Below are 17602 nucleotides of genomic sequence, written 5' to 3'. Positions count from 1 at the left end.
GCCGCTGTTGAAGGCTGGTTGTTGTCAGACCAACTCGGCAAGTGAACCGCCGCAAGCGACGGAAGCTGTCAATGCCACCTCCCGACCTTCAGGCAATCTGCCTGGAGCACACTCCAGACCGCCGTGGCGGGCGCGAACTTTTCGGCAGGTCTGACTTTTCACCGCTTCGGCGGTGCCTCGACTCCTGTGGCCGCGAGAACGGGTGGCGACAGGCGTGCGCCCCGGATGGGAATCGCCGCCACGGCAGTGTTCAGCTCATTGAGTTCGGCCGCACCGAACGACACCGATGCAGCGGCGACGTTCTCTTCCAGATGCGCTCTGTTCGTGGTGCCCGGGATCGCCACGATCCAGGGCTTCTGGGCGGTCAGCCAGGCCAGTGAAAGCTGCGCAGGCGTTACGTTCTTTCTTGCAGCCCAGGTCTTGACCAGATTCGCCAGCGCCATGTTGGCCGGCAGCACATCAGGGGCGAAGCGCGGGACGCTGGCGCGGAAGTCCGGCTGCTCGAAGCGGCTGTTGGCGCTGATGGTGCCGGCCAGGAAGCCCATGCCCAGTGGGCTCCAGGGCACGAAGCCAATGCCCAGTTCCTCACAGAGGGGCAGCACCCCGGCTTCGGCGCCACGGTAGAGCATCGAGTATTCGTTCTGGATGACGGCTACCGGGTGTTCCCGGTGCGCGCGGCGCACCGTCTGCAGCCCAGGCTCGGACAAGCCGTAGTGCAGCACCTTGCCTTGCTGCATCAAATTCTTGATCGTGCCCACCACGTCTTCGATGGGCACCTGGGGATCCACACGGTGCTGGTACAGCAGGTCGATGCGGTCGGTGCGCAGTCGCCGCAACTGGCCCTCCACCGCCTGGCGGATGTACTCGGGGCGGCTGTTCACGCCGCCCAGCCGTCGTCCCGTTGCCTGGTCCACGGGGAAGCCGAACTTGGTGGATATGACGACGCGATCGCGCCGGCTGCCTTGCAGGGCTTCGCCCAGCAGTTCCTCCGACATGAAGGGACCGTAGACGTCGGCGGTATCAAAGAAGTTGACGCCGATATCCGCTGCGTGGCGGATGAGCGCAATGCCGCCTTGGCGGGTGGTGCTGCTGGAATACAAATCAACCACTCCCTGCGGCGCACTGCCGGGGTGCCATTGCACGCCCAGTCCGATGGGAAACACCTTCAGGGGGCCAAGACTGCGGACAGCAGAAGCGAGTCGGGCTGCAGCGGATGGCGGTGCGCTGGCCGTCTGGGCGCAGGCGGAGAGCACCCAGGGAGCGACGCCCAGCGCGGCGGCAGCACTCAGCAGGTGGCGCCGGCTCGGATTGGCGGAATCGGTGTTCATGGCAATGTCTTTCATCGTTGATGGGTCAGTCCAGTTTTTTGCTGGTCAGGAAGTTCGACACCAGATCGGCGATCTGGACGTTGTTGAGGTCGGACATCAGAAAGTGCGTGTTGCCCCGGATGCCGATGGCGGGCAGATGCACCAGTTGCGCATCGCCGCCGTGCCGGTTGACGGCCGCCACCCAGAGCTTGGCCATGGCCAGGCGCACGCGCCAGTTGTCCTGTCCGCGCTCGGTGGTGGGCTCTACGGGGAAGTTGTCGCCGTAGTAGATGACGATAGGGACGCGCGCGAGCTTCTTGAAGTCCGCCAGCGGCACCACTTCAGGCGTCAAGGTGCCCGCCGCGCTGGGCATTGCTTCGGGTACCTCTCCCTCGGGGAAGATGAACCCGCTGCCGGGTTCCAGCGCGACGATGCCCTTGACGTTGGCACTCTTGATCGCCGTCAGCCAGCCGGGTCCGCCGGCTTGCGAGTGAGAGAACAGGATGGCCGGTCCTGTCTTGTCGAACAGCGCCGCCATGGCGTCCGAGATCACACCGGCGTCGTAAGGCCCGGTGTTGGGCGTGACCGAACGAAGGAACTGATTCAGCGTCTCGGCCTTGCGGTCGAACTGGGCGTTGTCGAAGTAGTTCGGCCACTTGCCCAGCCGGAATTGATCGAAGAAGAGCTGATCGAGCGGCGTGGGCTCGATCGTCGTGCCAACAGTGCTGTTGCCCGCCCGGCCTCGGCGCGGCTGGTCGACCAGATAGACCGGATAGCCCCGGCGAAGAAAGAGGTTCTGAAAGCCTTCGCGACCATCTGGCGTGGATTCCCAACTGCGGCCCGACTGAAACGCCCCATGCAACATGACGATGGGCAGAGGCCGGGCATGAGGCGGGACTTGATAGAACGCATAGAGGTGATCGCCGTGTAAGGACTGGCCGGCAGCGGTCGGATTGTTGTTGCTGTAGGTGCCGGGCGTGGTCACGACCTTGCCACCGACAGCAAAGCTACCCTGCTCCTGAATCACCAGAGCGCCGGTGGAGCCGGTGCCACGGCCGCCACCGGGCAGGGCCGAGCAGGCGGCGAGCGAGGTCAGGGTCATGGCGGTCAGAAACGTTTTGATGGATTTCATGTTCAGCCTCCTGATGCGGCAGCCAGTGCTTGCTTCAACGCTTCTTCGGCCCGCTTGGCGGCCTGTGCATCGCCTCGCTCGGCCAGCACCTGGGCCAACTGGCGCAACTGCGCGGCGGTGAGGCCCACCCGCATGCTGGCGCGCATGTGTGAGCGCAACTGGGCTTCCACGCCCGGCATCGCAGCCAGCGCGCCCACCGTGGCCAGCTCTCTGCTCTGCCAGTCCAGGTTGTCGCGCTCGAAGATGTCGCCGAACAGGTGGGCTTGCAGGAACTGGTTGATGACCGGGGCAAAGTCGAACACCGGGCCTTTGACGGGCGCGCCAGAAATCTTGGTCTGGTTGGCCGTACCGGCTTCGAGCAAAGCGTCCCCTGTGGGTATGGCGCGCCTGGGTTCGCGACCTGGTGCGTCCTGGATGCCGCGCTGCTTGCGCGCCTCCACCACCTTCAGCAGCTCACTCAGCGCGTTCAGGCTCTTGGGGAAGCCGGCGTAGGCGTAGAGCTGCACCAGCACCTCCCTGGCTTCGCTGATGGTGAGGCCAGCGTCCAGGCCCTGGTGCAAGGCCGCGTTGAGCCGGGGCATGTCGCTCGCGGCCATGAAGGCGGCGATCAGGGGGATGGCCTGCTGCCTGGCGGACAGGGTGTCCGAGTTGGGCTGGCTGTTTGTCATGGCTTGCGGCTCCTGAGCCGTTGAGGTCTGTGCGGTGGCCGGTCCGGACATCGCGGTCATGCCCAGCGCGAGCGCGAGCGCAAATGGAATTGCAAGCGCGGGTGCGGCTCGTCGCTTAGCGGGCGTTGTATTGCTCATCACTGACCAGCTCCTTCCAGTCTGCGCTCTTGCCGTCTTTCACATAGGCGATGGCCAGGTGGCGCATGCCGTTGCCTTGTGCCGCGCCGTGCCAGTGTTTGACGCCGGCCTCGATCCAGACCACGTCGCCCGCCTTGATCTCGCGTCGGGGCTGGCCTTCTTCCTGCACCCAGCCCACGCCCTCAGTGACGATGAGCAACTGACCGACCGGATGCGTGTGCCATGCCGTGCGAGCGCCTGGCGCAAAATCGACCATGCCCACGCTGCCGTGCTTTCCACTCTCGCCCGCGGCTTTCATATCCACAGCGACATGGCCGTTGAAATTCTGTGCCGCACCCAGTCTGGTGGGCGTGCTGCCCGCAGGGGTGATCTGAATGCCCTGGGCGTGTGCGGACGATGCGCCCATCATCAGGATCGACGCGCCCGCCGCGATGAGGTTCTGTCTCATGGGATTCCTTCCATTTCACGAGACGGGCGCATGTGCCGCAAGAATCTGCGGTGGGTCAGCGCCCTCAATCTCGATGAAGGCAATCGTAGAGAAGGAGACTGCTTTGAGTAAGTATCTGAATCCGCATGCGGTTGTGAGCGTAATTCAGCAATGCACCAATCGCAGCAAGGCCTTGATCTAACCAGCAGGTCGGCGCTGCAACGAGGCGGCCTTGCCTGTTTTTCGCAAGGGCTCCCTGTGCCGCAAAGCGTCCACGATGACCGCCAGCGCACCGGACGATTGCCGGCGGCTCGGGTAGTACAGGTGATAGCCGGTGTAGGGTTGGCACCAGTCGTCGAGCACACGCACCAGTCGACCTTCGGCAATGTGTTCGTCCACCGCATCGTCCGGCAGGAAGCCCAGGCCCTGCCCAGCAAGCGCGGCGCGTACGATGGGCGAGATACTGTTGTAGATCCACTGCCCGGTCACGCGCACCTTGAGTTCGCGCTTGCCCTTGCGGAAGTCCCAGACCAACAACCCGCCGTGCGTTGGCAGGCGCAGGTTGATGCAGTTGTGCTCGGCCAGGTCATGGGGAGACTTGGGCTTTGACCTGTGCGCGAAGTAGGCCGGTGAACCGACGACCGCGATGCGCATGTCCGGACCGATGCGCACGGCGATCATGTCCTTGGCCAGTTCGTCGCCCAGACGCACACCAGCGTCATAGCGATCCGACACGATGTCCGATCGGGTGTAGTCCACGGTGACTTCCACCGTGATGTCCGGGTGATCGGGCAGGATTCTTGAGAGCTTGGGCCAGAGGATGGTGTTGGCCGCGTGCTCTGCGGTCGTGATGCGCACCGTGCCCGACGGTTTCTTGCGCTGCTCGGCCGTGGCCAGCAACTCCGCGTCGATCTCCTCAAAGCGTTGTGCCGTGCTCTCATACAAACGCGCACCTGCCTCGGTCACCGAGACGCTGCGCGTGGTGCGGGTGAGCAATCGCACATCCATGCGCGCCTCCAGCGCCCGCACCGAATGGCTCAGTGCGGACGGAGAAACGCCCATCTGCGCGGCGGCGCGAGTGAAGCTGCCCTCGCGCGCCACGCGAATGAAAGCGAGCAAGTCGGTGTAGCCGTCTCTGGGCATTTTTGAATCCAGCTCAAGTTCGTATGTCGATTGTTTGAGCTTATCAATGTAGTTTCTCGTCGCTACATTGGGAAGGTGTCAAAGAAATACCCGCTGAACACCGGAAGACAGGAGCACACCATGGCGACGCTGAAATCACCTTCTCGCAGGGATGTCCTGCTGGCTTCCCTGTTGCTGCCACTGAGCGCCAGCACTCTGGCCTCGCCAAGCGGCACGGGCAAGACGCTTGTGGCCTACTTCTCGCGCACCGGCAACACGCGCGTGCTGGCCCGCCAGATCTTGCGTGCGCGAGGCGCCACCCTGTTCGAGATCCAGCCGGCCGTGCCCTATCCTGAAGACTACGAAGAAACTGTCGCGCAGGCAAGGCGCGAGCGCGACAGCGCCTTCGAGCCGGTGCTGCAGGCCAGGGTGATGGACATGGCCGACTATGCGACCGTGTTCCTGGGGTTTCCGATCTGGGGCCAAACCGCCCCGCCCGTCATCCGGTCCTTTCTTTCCAACCATGACCTGGCGGGCAAGACACTGATTCCCTTTATCACCCATGGAGGCTATGGCCTGGGCAGCAGCCTTGAGGTACTCGCCGCGCATGCGCCTCGGGCTCGGTTGTACGACGCTGGGTTGTCGATGGAGGCTGATCAGGAGCGACGAACGCTTGACCGTGTGACCGGCTGGCTGCGGCGCATACCCCTCACCCGATAGTGTTCCGCAGCCTCAACCCAGCGCCAGGGACCCTTCACTTCTATGTCCTGGATGGACCAGGCCGCCCGCGGGGCCGTTTCAGGCGAAGCAGCGCCTTGAAGCTGTAGTGCGACAGCACCGCGAAGAGGCCGATGGTTGATATCCACGCAAGGAAGAAGCCCATTGTCGAAGTCTCGAAGTCCCACATAGGCAACGCGATCAAGCTGGCCTACCTGTGCCACGCGGCGACCAAGGAAATTCGCGCCGGGGACCTGCTGCTTTTCTATAGATCCGGTGACGAACAGTGCGTGACATCTCTCGGCGTGGTCGAACGATTCGAGGTCCTCGACGATGCAGCGAAAATTGCGAGCCTTGTGCGTCGGCGGACTGTGTACAGCATCAAGCAAATCGAAGAGATGGCCGTGGAGCCCACCAAGGTCGTTCTCTTCCGGCTCGTCGAGCATCTGCCGAACCCTGTGTCCTTTCAACGTCTCCAGGATGACGGCGTAGTCACTGGCAACATTCAATCAATAACCAAAATTTCCGATGTCGCGTTTTTTACAGTGCTTAGAGCCGCAGGGCGCTAAGGCGGTCTTGTTGTCGGTTAAGTCCCGATTCGCCGACCAGATCATGGCAGGCACCAAGCGCGTGGAGTTCCGCCGGTCCTGGGCCAAGCAGCCCGTTGGACTATTGTTGATCTATTCAAGCTCACCGATACAGCGACTCGTCGGCCTTGTCGACGTCGATGGCACGGTCATAGGTTCTCCGGCAAAAGTTTGGGCCGCGTGCGCCAGCCGAGGGCCAGGCTTAGGGCAACGCTGATTAAGGTCCACCATTGAGAGGGGTCAAACGTTATCCGCAGATGAAGCAGCAGACCTTGGCAATGGCCGCAGATCAAGACAACGGATTCGAGCATTCGCGCAAACCCACCCGACGCGAAGAGTTCTTGCGGACCATGGAGACAATAGTGCCATGGGCCGCTCTGCGCCAGGTGGTAGAGCCGCACTACCCCAAAGCAGGCAACGGCCGCCCGCCCATTGGCCTTGAGCGCATGCTGCGCATCCACTTCCTGCAGCACTGGTTCAACCTGGCCGATCTGGCGTGCGAAGAGGCCCTGTACGACAGTGCCAGCCTGCGCCGCTTTGTGGGCATTGACCTGGGCCGCGAGCGCGTGCCCGATGCCACCACGCTGCTGAAGTTTCGCAAGCTGCTCAATGAGCACAAACTGGGTGAAGCCCTGTTTGCCCAGGTAGGCCAGCAACTGCAAGAGCGCGGCTTCAAGGTCAACACCGGCACCATCGTGGATGCCACCATCATCGCCGCGCCCAGTTCTACCAAGAACGCCGACAAGGCGCGCGACCCCGACATGCACCAGACCCGCAAAGGCCAGCAATGGTATTTCGGCATGAAGCTGCACATTGGCGTGGACAGCCAAAGCGGGCTGGCGCACAGCGCCGTGGTGACGGCGGCCAACGTGCATGACAAACACCCGCTGCCCGATCTGCTGCATGGCAACGAGCAGCGCGTGTACGGCGACTCGGCCTACGCCAGCCAGAAGGCTCTGATCCGGGGCAAGGCGCCCCAAGCCAAAGACTTCACCAACCAGCGCACACGCAGGTGCGGGGTGGTCGACCAGACGCAGCGGTCCAAGAACCGCAACAAGTCCCGCATCCGCGCTCGCGTAGAGCATCTATTCGGGGTGGTCAAGCGGCTGTGGGGCTTTGGCAAGGTGCGCTATCGCGGGCTGCAAAAGAACGCCACGCGCGCGTTCACGGCCTTGGCGCTGGCCAACATCTACCTTGCCCGAGGGCGCCTGCAGGGACAGGTGCGCCCGTAAGGGTCTGAAGGGGGCTCAAAGGCTCCCGAAACAGGCCCTGTGGGGCAAAGTCCGGCATCTTTGCGGGCCATTTGGCATTCAAATGGCTGTGCAATGGAGTTGACGCTACTTGATCAGCATTGCCTTAGCGCGCAAGGAACTGTTGAGCTACTTCGAAGGAAAGTCTGAAGCCCACGGCATTTTGCTCGGCGAAGTCACCAAGCCGCCACAACCGATCGCACCGAAATCCGTCTTCAAAGGTTTTCGTGCGCCGTACGCGTCTGGTGATCCCAGGTCCATGCGGCCATCTCGCGGTCATAGTCTCCTAGCGAGGAGCGCAGCCGCACCCCTTGGCATCTGGTCCCACGGCACATGAACTCCCGCTTGATGGTTCTGTGCCACAGGCGTTCGCACGTCTACGGCGCGACCAGACCACCACGCCCCACGCCAGTCCTGCGATGGACACGATCGCCATCAGGACCAGCAACTCCATTCCGACCTTTGAGTTCACGCCCAGCCATGAGGTCAGCCCAAGCGCTGCCGCGCCCCCGAACAACGGGATCGCCAATGGAATGGTGCAGCAGGCCACGCAGGCACCCGCCAAACCCAGCGTTGCCAGTAGAGGTTTCTTCACGCGTCTTCTCCAGTTGATTCATGCGGGTTGATTCCCGTGAACCCACTGTAGGATCTCAAGTTACTTGAGATGCAAGGGCTCCCATGAAGAAACTTTCAACCGCAACAGAACCACCGGCCGAGTTGCTCACCATCGGTGCGCTGGCCAAGCGCGTCGGGTTTGCCGTATCTGCCCTCCGGTACTACGAAGAAGTGGGCTTGATACCTCCAGCCCTGCGCCGCGAGAGCGGTCACCGTGTCTATCCGGAATCGGTCCTGGACGTGCTGGTCCTCATCCGGCACTGCCGTGACCTGGGCTTCTCAATCGATGAGACCCGTGAGTTGGTCGCGCTTTCCACCAACGGCGAGCGAGACTGTGTGGAGGCCCGCGCCATCGCTCAGACGCACCTGACCGCAGTGCGAGCCAAGATGGCTGAGTTGCGTCGTCTGGATCGGAGCCTGTCGAGCTATGTGCGCGCTTGCAGCGCAGGCTGTGCGGGTGGACCTGCGCCCAACTGCAACATCCTCACCGACCTTCGCCAGAGCGTGCCTGCTGCGACCGATTCTTCGGGCTGCTGCTCATGAGCCGATTGACACTGGAGCGCTACCAGGTCTGGGCCTATCTGATCGCCATCGGGTTGGGCCTGGCGGTGGGCACAGCGTGGCCCGGTATCGGCCCGGCCATGGAAACCTTGTTGTGGCCCACCCTGGCGGCGCTGCTGTTCGCTACTTTCTTCCAGGTCCCAGTGCTGCATGTGCGGGATGCCCTGCGCGACCGGCGCTTCGCAGGAGCCGTGATGCTGGGGAACTTCGTGTTGCTTCCCTTGCTGGCGTGGGCGCTGGTCGAAGTGTTCGAATTTGATCTTGTCGTGCGCCTTGGCGTGCTGCTGGTTCTGCTGGTGCCATGCACCGACTGGTTCATCACCTTCAGCCAATTGGGCAAAGGAGATGTGCCCAGGGCGATTGCGATCACGCCGCTGAATCTGGTGCTGCAGTTGATCCTGCTGCCGCTCTATCTCTGGCTGATGGCAGACGCACAGAGCCTGGGATCATGGAACTGGGCCACGCTGGCGCCCGCCGTGTTGATCGTGCTGGTGCCACTGGCCGCAGCGGTACTGGCAGAACGCTGGATCCAAACGCATCCGAAGGCCGAGAGGTTCAGAGACACGATGGGCTGGTGGCCGGTGCCACTGCTCTCGCTGGTGGTGCTCCTGATCGCTGGAGCGCAAGTGGGCACCGTTATGGAGGCAATCGATCAGTTGCAGAAGATGGTGCCCGTGTTTGTGCTGTTCCTGATTGCCGCGGCCTTGTTGGCCAAAGGCATTGCATTGCAACTGCGCCTACCCGTCGAGCAGGGGCGAACGCTGGCATTCAGCATGGGCACCCGCAATTCATTCGTGGTGCTGCCCTTGGCCTTGTTGCTTCCTGCAGGCTGGGAGGTGGCCGCCGTGGTCATCGTCGTGCAGTCGCTGGTGGAGCTCTTTGGCATGGTGGCTTACGTCTGGGTGATCCCCAGACTTCTGTTTAAGTAGCAACGCATCGGCAACCGACCAACAGGCCACAAGTCGCGATTCAGGTCATGGAGCGCCAGCGGTGCGGCAGCAACTCACCGATCTGGCTTGCGCGCTGCATGGGCAGGCGTGCCATAACATCGCGCAGGTAGGCGTAGGGGTCATGCCCGTTCATGCGCGCTGACTGGATCAGGCCCATGACGGCCGCCGCCCTCTGGCCCGCACGCAGGCTTCCGGCAAACAGCCAGTTGTTGCGGCCAATGGCAATCGGCCGAATCTGGTTCTCGATCCAGTTGTTGTCCACGGGCAGTTGCCCATCCCCCACGAACCGGGTCAACGCCTCCCAACGCCGCAGGCTGTAGTCCAGCGCCTTGGCGCTTGCCGAACCCTTGGGCACCTTCTGGCGTTGCAGCGTCATCCACTGGTGCAAGGCGTCAAGCAGCGGCTTCGTTTGCTGTTGCCGGATGGCTTGGCGCTGTTCGGCGCCGAGCACTTTGACCTCACGCTCGATCTCGTAGACCTGCGCGAACTGCTGCAGCGCGAATTCGGCGATCTGGCTCTGGTTCGCTGCGTGCAGGTCAAAGAACTTGCGCCGTGCGTGCGCCAGGCAGCCGACCTCAGTCACGCCGCTGGCGATCAAGGCCTTGTAGCCGCTGAAGTCGTCACAAGTCAGACTGCCCCTCCAGTCACCCAGGAAGCGCCGGGCATGTTCGCCTGAGCGCGATTCGCAGAAGTCGTAGACGACCACCTTGCTGGCCTCGAAGACGCCTGTGGCATAGGCCCAAAGGTAGGCCCGGTGCGTCTTGCCGTTGCCGGGTTTAAGCATGGATACCGGCGTTTCGTCTGCATGCAGCACGCGGTGCTGCAGCAGCTCGGCCTTCATCGCTTCCACCAGCGGCTGCAACTGCACGCCACAGGAGCCCACCCATTGCGCCAACGTGGAGCGTGGGATGGCGAGACCTGCGCGACCAAAGATCGCTTCCTGGCGGTACAGCGGCAGGTGGTCGGCGTACTTGGCCACCAGCACCTGCGCCAGCAGTCCGGTGGTGGGGATTCCCTTGTCGATGACGTGAGGATCGACCGGCACTTGGGTGAGCGTCTCGCACTTCGCGCAGGCCCACTTGCCCCGGATGTGGCGCTCCACCGTGAACACGCCAGGCACATAGTCCAGCTTCTCGGCCACGTCCTCGCCGACGCGCTTCATCTGGCAGCCGCAAGCGCAGGTGGTCGAGTCGGGCTCGTGGCGGATCTCGCGCCTGGGCAGGTTGGCTGGCAGCGGTGCGCGTTTGGGTACCTTCTTCTCTTCAACCTTGGCGGGCGCCTGCGCTTCCTGCAGCGCATCGATCTCCGTGGCCACGGCGGCCAGGTCGGCCTCGATCTCGTCTTCGAGCAGGCTCTTCTGCTCGGGGTTGAAGCGTTCGGACTGTGCGGCGAACTTCATGCGCTTCAGAAGCGCGTTCTCATGCGTGAGTTTGTCCAGCAACGCGCTCTGGTGGCGCAGCTGCGTCATGAGGCGTGTGGTCAGCTCACGCAGCTCTTCTGCGCTCAGGTTCTGCAGGGATTGAGGCTCGACCACCATGGCCATTCACTGTGCCAGCACTGGCACATGCGCGCCATTGGCGCATGCCCCAATTGGCACGCACCGGTTTGCGCTTCAGAGTCAGACCACGGTGATGACACCGCCGTCGGCTAGGCGCTGCCAGGGCAGGCCCAGCACCAGCGCATCGAACTGGGCGCGGGTGAGTGAGGCGGTGCTTGCCGCATCACGCGGCCAGACGAACTTGCCGCTGTTCAGGCGCCGCGCTGCCAGCCAAACACCGATGCCGTCGTGCACCAGCACCTTCATGCGGTTGGCTCTTCTGTTGGCGAACAGGTAGGCGTGGTGCGGGCGCGCTGCGCCGAAGACCGACACCACACGCGCCAGCGCCGTTTCGGTGCCCGCTCGCATGTCCAGCGGTTCGGTGGCCAGCCATAGGGCATCGACCCGGATCATCTCAGCCATTCGCGCAGCCACGCTGCACACGACGCCGCATCTTCCAGTGGCCAGTTCACGGTGACCACCCCGGCACTGCGTCGAACCTCAACGTGGATCGAGCGCGCCACGGGCGGCGATCTGGTGTCAGCAGCAGGGCTAGGTTCAACTGGTAGTGGAAGATTCAATGCAACGAACTCATTCCGGGGCACTGGCAATAGGGAGTCCGCTTGCTCGCGCATCCAGCGATGAACGATGTTGGCGTTGACCCGGTGTGCGAGTGCCACGCCGGCCACGGACGCGCCGGAGACCTGGCATTCGGCCACGATCTGGGCTTTGAGTTCTGGGGAGTAATAGCGACGCTTGGGACGTTGGGCGATCGCTTCGTTCGCCATGATGTGCATGATCTTCATCGTGCACACGATGCCTCGGCGCTGGGTCTATCTCAAGATGGGATTGCCGGACGCTTACCGACTACATGCGCCATGGAACGACGACGCTGTTTGCGGCACTGGACATTGCCACGGGGGAGGTGATTGGACAGTTACACAGGCGCCATCGCAGCACGGAGTTTTTGCAGTTCCTGCGTACCATTGAAGCGAATGTGCCAGCCCAGCTGGATGTGCATTTGGTGATGGACAACTACGGCACGCACAAGACCCCTGCGGTCAAGGCATGGTTTGCAAGACACCCCAGGTTCCACGTGCACTTCACGCCAACCTCCGCGTCTTGGCTCAATCAGGTGGAACGTTGGTTTGCAACCCTGACCGAGAAGTACATCCGTCGCGGCACACACCGATCGACAAGACAGCTTGAGCAGGCGATTCGCCAATACCTGGAACTGAACAACTCAAATCCCACACCGTTCGTCTGGGTCAAGTCTGCCGATGACATCCTGGCGAGTATCGAGAGATTTTGTCTGCGAATTTCTAACTCAGGACACTAGGACCACAGAGCAAGTACAGACCGACGAGCGCGCGATGAAGATCCCGTCCATCCGGAATCTTGCTTCCTTGAGTTTGGTGAACCGCGATAGATACCTCATAAATCTTGATCCGTGCACTTCCCCGGCTTGCTCGAACTGACGACCAGGTAGCTGCCGGGTGTTCACTCTGTACCTCTTCTTGCCATTGTCTTGCACGATCGCCATGCAACTGCAATACTAGTTGTGAGCTTGCCGCGCCCAATTGAGATAGAAATTTCATCGTGACGCGAACTTCCTCTTCATTCCTACATACGAGTTTGGGCGAAACGGGGTCAACGCGAGAGCACCAACGCTCCAGGAGTGAGGACAAGACTGCTCGATTTTCGGGAGTCGCTTCGGCCCAGCACTGAGCTCTAGACACAAAATCTTCGCGCTCTATGCTTCCCCTGTTCAGGCCAACGCGATGACTGGCCACGGGCCAGATAAGCTCGGAGGAGTCCGGCTCGAAATCATCGAAGCCAGTCTCCAGTACCAAGGACTCATAGCGGCGGGAGTGGGTGCGAATTTGTTCAGGCGAGTATCCCAATGAACACCCTGCGTATCTCCACATCTCGTCCAAGGTGACATCGTTGTTCACACGGTACTGAAGCGCACGAAAAATGAGTGCCCACTGTGCAATGTGTGGTGACCGCGAATCCGTCGGTTTTGCATCATCGGCATCGGTGGTACCTTCATAGCGTTTGGCAATTTCTCGAACCAGAATGTCGATCTTTGCCTTGGTACCATCCCGCGGCGACGCCAGTTTCTTTTTGAGCTTAGACAGTTTGGTTCGATCTACGTCGAGCAATCTTGCCAGCCGTTCTTGCTGAATCTCCGCCGGTTGCCATGCTTCGCACCGGTCAGCGATCACTAAATGTGACGCGTGAAAGTAGGTGTCTAAAAAGGTGCTTACGTTCGCGTGGCCCAGTGCGATCGCAAGTGCTTCTATTCCGAACGGCCATTCAGCTGGAATCTGCAGAATCTCATTTGTGGCTTCTAAATACTTAGAGCCTAAAAGGCGACGTACTACTTGGTGCAGGTCGCGATCGATATTCTTTGGAGGAGCCATGACGGCAAGGCCCAGCAAAGTTGCAAATGAATGGCGTAGATGATGCAGAACTATTGTGGGATTCCCGGTCGCAGCCCGCAGCGCCAAGGTCGCTGCAGATGCGACCTTAGACACCGAGGTGATGTGTGAATCTCTTGAATCTGATTCGAACAAATATTGGGGCTGGCGAGGCGAAGAGTTTGCGAGATTCAGTGCAGTTTTCAGCGCATCTTGCACCGCGTCATCCGCGAGGGCAGTCGCGATGACTCGTCGGCTCCAGTGCGTCTTTAGATCGGAAATCCCAGAGCGTGTCAAGGAAAGATGAAGGGGCTGCTTAGCGTCGAATAGCTGGCTTGACAATCCAAAAGCTTCAAGTCGGCGAAGACCATAGCCTGCGCACGCTGCGATCAGTACTGCTGCGTGGCAGGAATGGACGTCGTTTCTCTCGCGGAGGAGTGCCAACGCACGCTTTACCTGTAGAGGAAGCACCAAGCTAGATCGTGTGCGGACAGGAGTCCTGGCATTGGCCCATTGGGCGCCAAAGTGCGGCACCGGCATGGAGTCGCGAAGGTGGGCAGCGAAGTCCTGCAGAACGGTGCGGCCATGATCAGGGTCGACCTTCATTGCAACACTGTCAAATAGAGTCTTCAAGGTATCCGCATCGCAGGATTCGAAGTCCAGATCCCACGCTTGGAGAATGAGTTCCTCCGCAATGGAGGTGAAGTACTTTTCGATGCTTGTGAAGGCGAGGGACTTGACCCGTCTGCCTCCGGTTTCCAGCAATCGCTCGATAAACGTCAGGAGCAGAAAGACAACTTGCGACGAAGAGCCCCAGACCGCTATTTCAGAACTCAATTCGGAGCGAAGGGCGACCCGCAGTTTCGCGCGTTGAACCCTTCGTCTCTGCTCACCTTGCTCCCTTACACCTCGTGCTTGGCGGAAGAGATTCTTGAGTGCTTGTAGGGCGGCCTTTTTTTCCTGTTCAAGCGTTGTAGAAGGACGCCGTAAGGCTTCTACGCAAGTGTCAAGCTGATTCGGCCGTTTGCCGAACAGGAGCGCCTCTGACTGCGCATCGGCCGCGGGGCCTTTGTGATCACCAGTCGCAACGGAATACATCGCTCCGGGCAAGCGCAGCAACCAATATGGTCGAAACATCAGTCCGAGTCGCGCAAGAGTCCATCGCTGCTTGTCGCCCAGGCTCATCAGCTTGCGCAGAATCTCGCAGGCTCGTTGTTCCACGTCGCGCCATTCGAAAATGCTGTGGTCACGACGACTGTCGATTCCCAGGATCAGTGCCGTGGAAATCGTTCCAGGTCTGACACAGAATCGAAATTCGTGTGTCGTTGTGACGACGTTGCATCGCAAGGTCACCATGCCGTGGTGAACATCGAAATCAGAGCATGCTGCTGCCTCCACAAGATGTTTGACGTTGTCTCTGGACATCACACCATCGAAGGCAATCAACGAAACCGCCAGGTGCGCAAGTGCCTCAAGTCTGTCGAAATCCTTGTGGCCGATCGGTACCCCCACAGAATGGCCCCAAGTGCTGCGGAAAACATGTGCACATCGCAGCATTCTGGAGAAACCCACCTCGATAGGGCCGGGGACGTCACCATCTGAATAGTGCCGTTTGTGGGATGCGTCTCCCGCAGTGCGCCGCATCCGCTTCAACTGTTCGTCCAGCAAGGATGAGACTTGCCTTTGTGCTGGTAGATCGTTCCAAAGTTCTTCGCGGATGCGTTCTTCCAGCAGTTGTCTGTCCTTGGGCCCAAGTTGCTCCGCAGGGGGGATGTCTTCGTCCGGGTTTCCGAGCAAACTCGCGGCAATCACTTGCCGTATTACAGCGCGCGCACGGTGCTGCGACCACGCCTTTTGACGCTCTCTTCCTTCGTATCCGGGAGCTACTTTTCCAGTTTCCGAAACTTGTGGCGCCGTGAATACGTTCGGAAAGAATCTTGACGGGAAGTATTTCTCCGTTGGCGGGCTTGGGCATCTCAATTGTTCGGTAAAAAAGCGATCAATGAGGGGTGCCAGTTGCTCAGCAACGTCATGCACGGACCAAATGGAAGCAGCACCATGAACGTGCAACTCTGGCTGGTGACCCAGAAACGCTTGCACCAAGCGACCACTGCTTCCGTTTTCCCAGAGGTACTGAGCCATTGTGGCTCTCAGCCTTCTTGTCGGATACGGAATTTCTGTGAGCGACTCGATCTGCAAATCGAGCGCCTTGGTGGTCAGCTTATTTCTGGAAATATCGCCGTTGTCATCAAGGAGGAAAAACACTCCTGCCGTTGGCTGAAAATCCCGGCGCATAGCAGCAGTTGGTGGCACTTCTTCGAAAGACAGCAGCGCTGCCGTTGTTTCTGCGTACGACCTTGCAGCAGGAGATATCTCGGGCAGATGAGAGATCCGCTGCAGGTTCATGGCAAATGCCTTGACGTATGAAAGCGGCGTGTTAGGTAGTGGTGCGAAACGTGCTTCGCTTCCGGTGATCAGCTTGTCACATATGAAGACCAGTTGCTCGAAAGGTGAAAAATCCCATGGGAAAGGAAACGGTGTGGTGCTGCGGCGATGGCCTGTCGCGAGAAGGCATAAAAAAAGCGTCAGGTGAGCAAGTGCGTTGTGCCTGGAAATGGACCCTTTTGCCAAGTCATGGTGTTTTTTCAATGACTCGTAGATCCTTCTGACTTGGTCAGTTGTTAGAGCGTAGCTCTCGCCTGTGAACGTGACTGCATGCTTCGTTTTACTGCCAGCAAAGATGGCCGGACCTAAAGCTTTACCCAAGGCTGCCTCGAAAGATTCGCTTTCTCGAGTGCCATGCGGTTGCAGATAGTGGATAAGGGCGATCCGATCGTGTCGATCAAGTCTATTGGTTGCGCCAGAGCGCCAAAAGTTAACCTGTGCCGAGTTTGCGGTCTCATGATAGAGAAGGCGTGGCACTAGGTCGCGACAGATGATTTCTGCTCTCCGAGGAGGGCACCCAAGTTCTCCTGACAAGTACTTGTATACGCGCACGTCCCACGCTTGCAGCGAAAACGGGAGAATTTCATTCAGTGTTGGTGATCCAATGCCCGGGTTAATGGATTTGAGCCATTCCTGCACCTCGTAGGGGAGTGCAACAACGGCCTTCATTCCGCTTTGCACTTTCACCCAATTGACTTTTGCGTACTTTCCCTCCCTCCTTGCCGACGTGTCGTGGGAAATTTCAAAGCAATCGCTCTCATGTTGGCCGGTGTCTTTGAGCCGAACGCGCCAAGTCAGGATTGATTGAATGGGGCGACAGGTTTGGATGGAAAGTGCGGCTAACGCCGCCTCAAAACGATGCCACGTTGGGTTGAGTCTTCGAACGGTCTCATCGGATGGGTAGTCGCCGTGCTTCTCAAATTCCTTCTGCGCTGTCGCTATATACAGATCTCCGTCGAGGGGGCAGAGTTCGCGCTTCAGTAGAGAAAGCAGGGCTTGATGCTCTTGGGGTCGAGGGAAGCACCAATGACTTTTCAGAAGTCTGCGTTCATCCAATCTAGGAGACGGTTTGGATGGACGTGGTCCAGGACTCTGAAAGCAACCCTCCGAAATGGAGAGCAGGGAGTCAACGAGCTGAGAAAGATGGCTCTTTGGTGATTGCTCGCCAACTAGGATGAGCCATTTTTCGTATCCCATTTGTAGAGCTCCGCCAGACAGTTTGGGCAAAACTTTTTTTGTCGTCAACTGACGCAGCTCTTCGCCAGGTGATTTCCAAGCGTCGCGTGTATACGGTATCTGATCTCCAAAACTACGCAATGCAGATGCGTGCAGCCAGCGGACCGCCAGTATGTCCGACCAAACGACATGCTCGGTAGAGGTTGGGGCGAGTGGTGAGGGGTTGAGCAACAGCCATTCCGCAAGATTCGCCACCCCAGATTTGCTTAGGGGGGCTTCTCTGGACAATGAAATGTCTGAGTCCTTGGGCCGACGAACTGCTACTGAGCCGGCCATCATCAGGAAATCGATGGTTCTCGCTAAATTGGGCAGTAGCGCTCGCAAAGCTTCAATCCGGTCCTTGAGGCTAGCTAGAAGGATCAAGGTAGCGCGAGCGTCATCACCATTTCCGTGAACTCCGGCGACTTTAAGCGCGGTCCTCACCTGCGAAAGTGTCGGTTTGGGGCACAGCTGTTGCGTCTCGGATGGTTTCATGGAAGGCCGGTCC

15 protein-coding genes and 1 pseudogene are annotated in these 17602 nt (G+C 60.1%); 7 read left to right on the top strand and 9 right to left on the bottom strand.

Annotated elements, in window-relative coordinates:
* Positions 1-158 precede the first annotated feature (158 nt).
* The 5 genes from AAFF19_RS21170 to AAFF19_RS21150 form a co-directional block, all read right to left on the bottom strand.
* On the bottom strand, positions 159-1328 hold the full coding sequence (locus AAFF19_RS21170) for an aldo/keto reductase (protein WP_246331160.1): 1170 nt from the start codon (positions 1326-1328) through the stop codon (positions 159-161).
* A gap of 25 nt (positions 1329-1353) precedes the next feature.
* The gene (locus AAFF19_RS21165) at positions 1354-2439 is read right to left on the bottom strand and encodes an alpha/beta fold hydrolase (protein WP_182121117.1); all 1086 of its coding nucleotides are present in this window, start codon (positions 2437-2439) and stop codon (positions 1354-1356) included.
* 2 nt (positions 2440-2441) lie between these two features.
* Positions 2442-3107: a carboxymuconolactone decarboxylase family protein gene (locus tag AAFF19_RS21160; RefSeq protein WP_246331158.1), complete on the bottom strand. Its 666-nt coding sequence runs from the start codon at positions 3105-3107 to the stop codon at positions 2442-2444.
* 115 nt (positions 3108-3222) lie between these two features.
* On the bottom strand, positions 3223-3693 hold the full coding sequence (locus AAFF19_RS21155) for a cupin domain-containing protein (protein WP_182121115.1): 471 nt from the start codon (positions 3691-3693) through the stop codon (positions 3223-3225).
* A 177-nt stretch (positions 3694-3870) separates the two neighbouring features.
* Positions 3871-4815, bottom strand: a complete 945-nt coding sequence (locus AAFF19_RS21150) for a LysR family transcriptional regulator (protein WP_182121114.1) — start codon at positions 4813-4815, stop codon at positions 3871-3873.
* 120 nt (positions 4816-4935) lie between these two features.
* On the opposite strand from AAFF19_RS21150, the gene AAFF19_RS21145 reads away from it, so the two are divergent.
* The 6 genes from AAFF19_RS21145 to AAFF19_RS21120 all read left to right on the top strand — a co-directional run bounded on the left by AAFF19_RS21145 (position 4936) and on the right by AAFF19_RS21120 (position 9453).
* Positions 4936-5514: a flavodoxin gene (locus AAFF19_RS21145; protein ID WP_182121113.1), complete on the top strand. Its 579-nt coding sequence runs from the start codon at positions 4936-4938 to the stop codon at positions 5512-5514.
* 131 nt (positions 5515-5645) lie between these two features.
* A complete protein-coding gene (locus AAFF19_RS21140) occupies positions 5646-6080 on the top strand; it encodes an EVE domain-containing protein (protein ID WP_182121112.1) in 435 nt (144 codons plus the stop codon).
* A gap of 275 nt (positions 6081-6355) precedes the next feature.
* Positions 6356-7330, top strand: coding sequence for an IS5 family transposase (locus tag AAFF19_RS21135; RefSeq protein ID WP_342720961.1), 975 nt, complete (start codon positions 6356-6358; stop codon positions 7328-7330).
* A 437-nt stretch (positions 7331-7767) separates the two neighbouring features.
* Complete coding sequence (locus tag AAFF19_RS21130) at positions 7768-7974, top strand: hypothetical protein (RefSeq protein WP_182121137.1); 207 nt, start codon at positions 7768-7770, stop codon at positions 7972-7974.
* Positions 7975-8026: 52 nt separating this feature from the next.
* Entirely contained in the window at positions 8027-8506 is a 480-nt protein-coding gene (locus tag AAFF19_RS21125; protein ID WP_182121136.1) for a helix-turn-helix domain-containing protein, read from the top strand.
* Entirely contained in the window at positions 8503-9453 is a 951-nt protein-coding gene (locus AAFF19_RS21120) for an arsenic resistance protein (RefSeq protein WP_182121135.1), read from the top strand. The genes AAFF19_RS21125 and AAFF19_RS21120 overlap by 4 nt, the downstream gene beginning before the upstream one ends.
* Before the next feature lie 40 nt (positions 9454-9493).
* On the opposite strand, the gene AAFF19_RS21115 is transcribed toward AAFF19_RS21120, so the two are convergent.
* From AAFF19_RS21115 to AAFF19_RS21105, 3 genes are all read right to left on the bottom strand, one after another.
* On the bottom strand, positions 9494-11011 hold the full coding sequence (locus AAFF19_RS21115; protein WP_182121139.1) for an IS66 family transposase: 1518 nt from the start codon (positions 11009-11011) through the stop codon (positions 9494-9496).
* A gap of 81 nt (positions 11012-11092) precedes the next feature.
* Positions 11093-11434 (bottom strand): IS66 family insertion sequence element accessory protein TnpB, encoded by a 342-nt coding sequence (gene tnpB, locus AAFF19_RS21110; protein ID WP_182121134.1) that lies wholly within the window; start codon positions 11432-11434, stop codon positions 11093-11095.
* Positions 11422-11817: a transposase gene (locus tag AAFF19_RS21105; protein ID WP_246331164.1), complete on the bottom strand. Its 396-nt coding sequence runs from the start codon at positions 11815-11817 to the stop codon at positions 11422-11424. The genes tnpB and AAFF19_RS21105 overlap by 13 nt, the downstream gene beginning before the upstream one ends.
* Before the next feature lie 50 nt (positions 11818-11867).
* Here AAFF19_RS21105 and AAFF19_RS21100 point away from each other — a divergent pair.
* A pseudogene (locus AAFF19_RS21100) lies at positions 11868-12350 on the top strand (IS630 family transposase); the annotation flags it as partial.
* Here AAFF19_RS21100 and AAFF19_RS21095 read toward each other — a convergent pair.
* Positions 12334-17589, bottom strand: coding sequence for a site-specific integrase (locus AAFF19_RS21095; RefSeq protein WP_182120825.1), 5256 nt, complete (start codon positions 17587-17589; stop codon positions 12334-12336). The pseudogene AAFF19_RS21100 and the gene AAFF19_RS21095 overlap by 17 nt on opposite strands.
* Between the last annotated feature and the right edge of the window lie 13 nt (positions 17590-17602).

The sequence above is a fragment of the Acidovorax sp. FHTAMBA genome (genome assembly GCF_038958875.1).
Taxonomy (GTDB): domain Bacteria; phylum Pseudomonadota; class Gammaproteobacteria; order Burkholderiales; family Burkholderiaceae_C; genus Acidovorax.
This window is presented reverse-complemented; position numbering and strand designations above follow the sequence as displayed.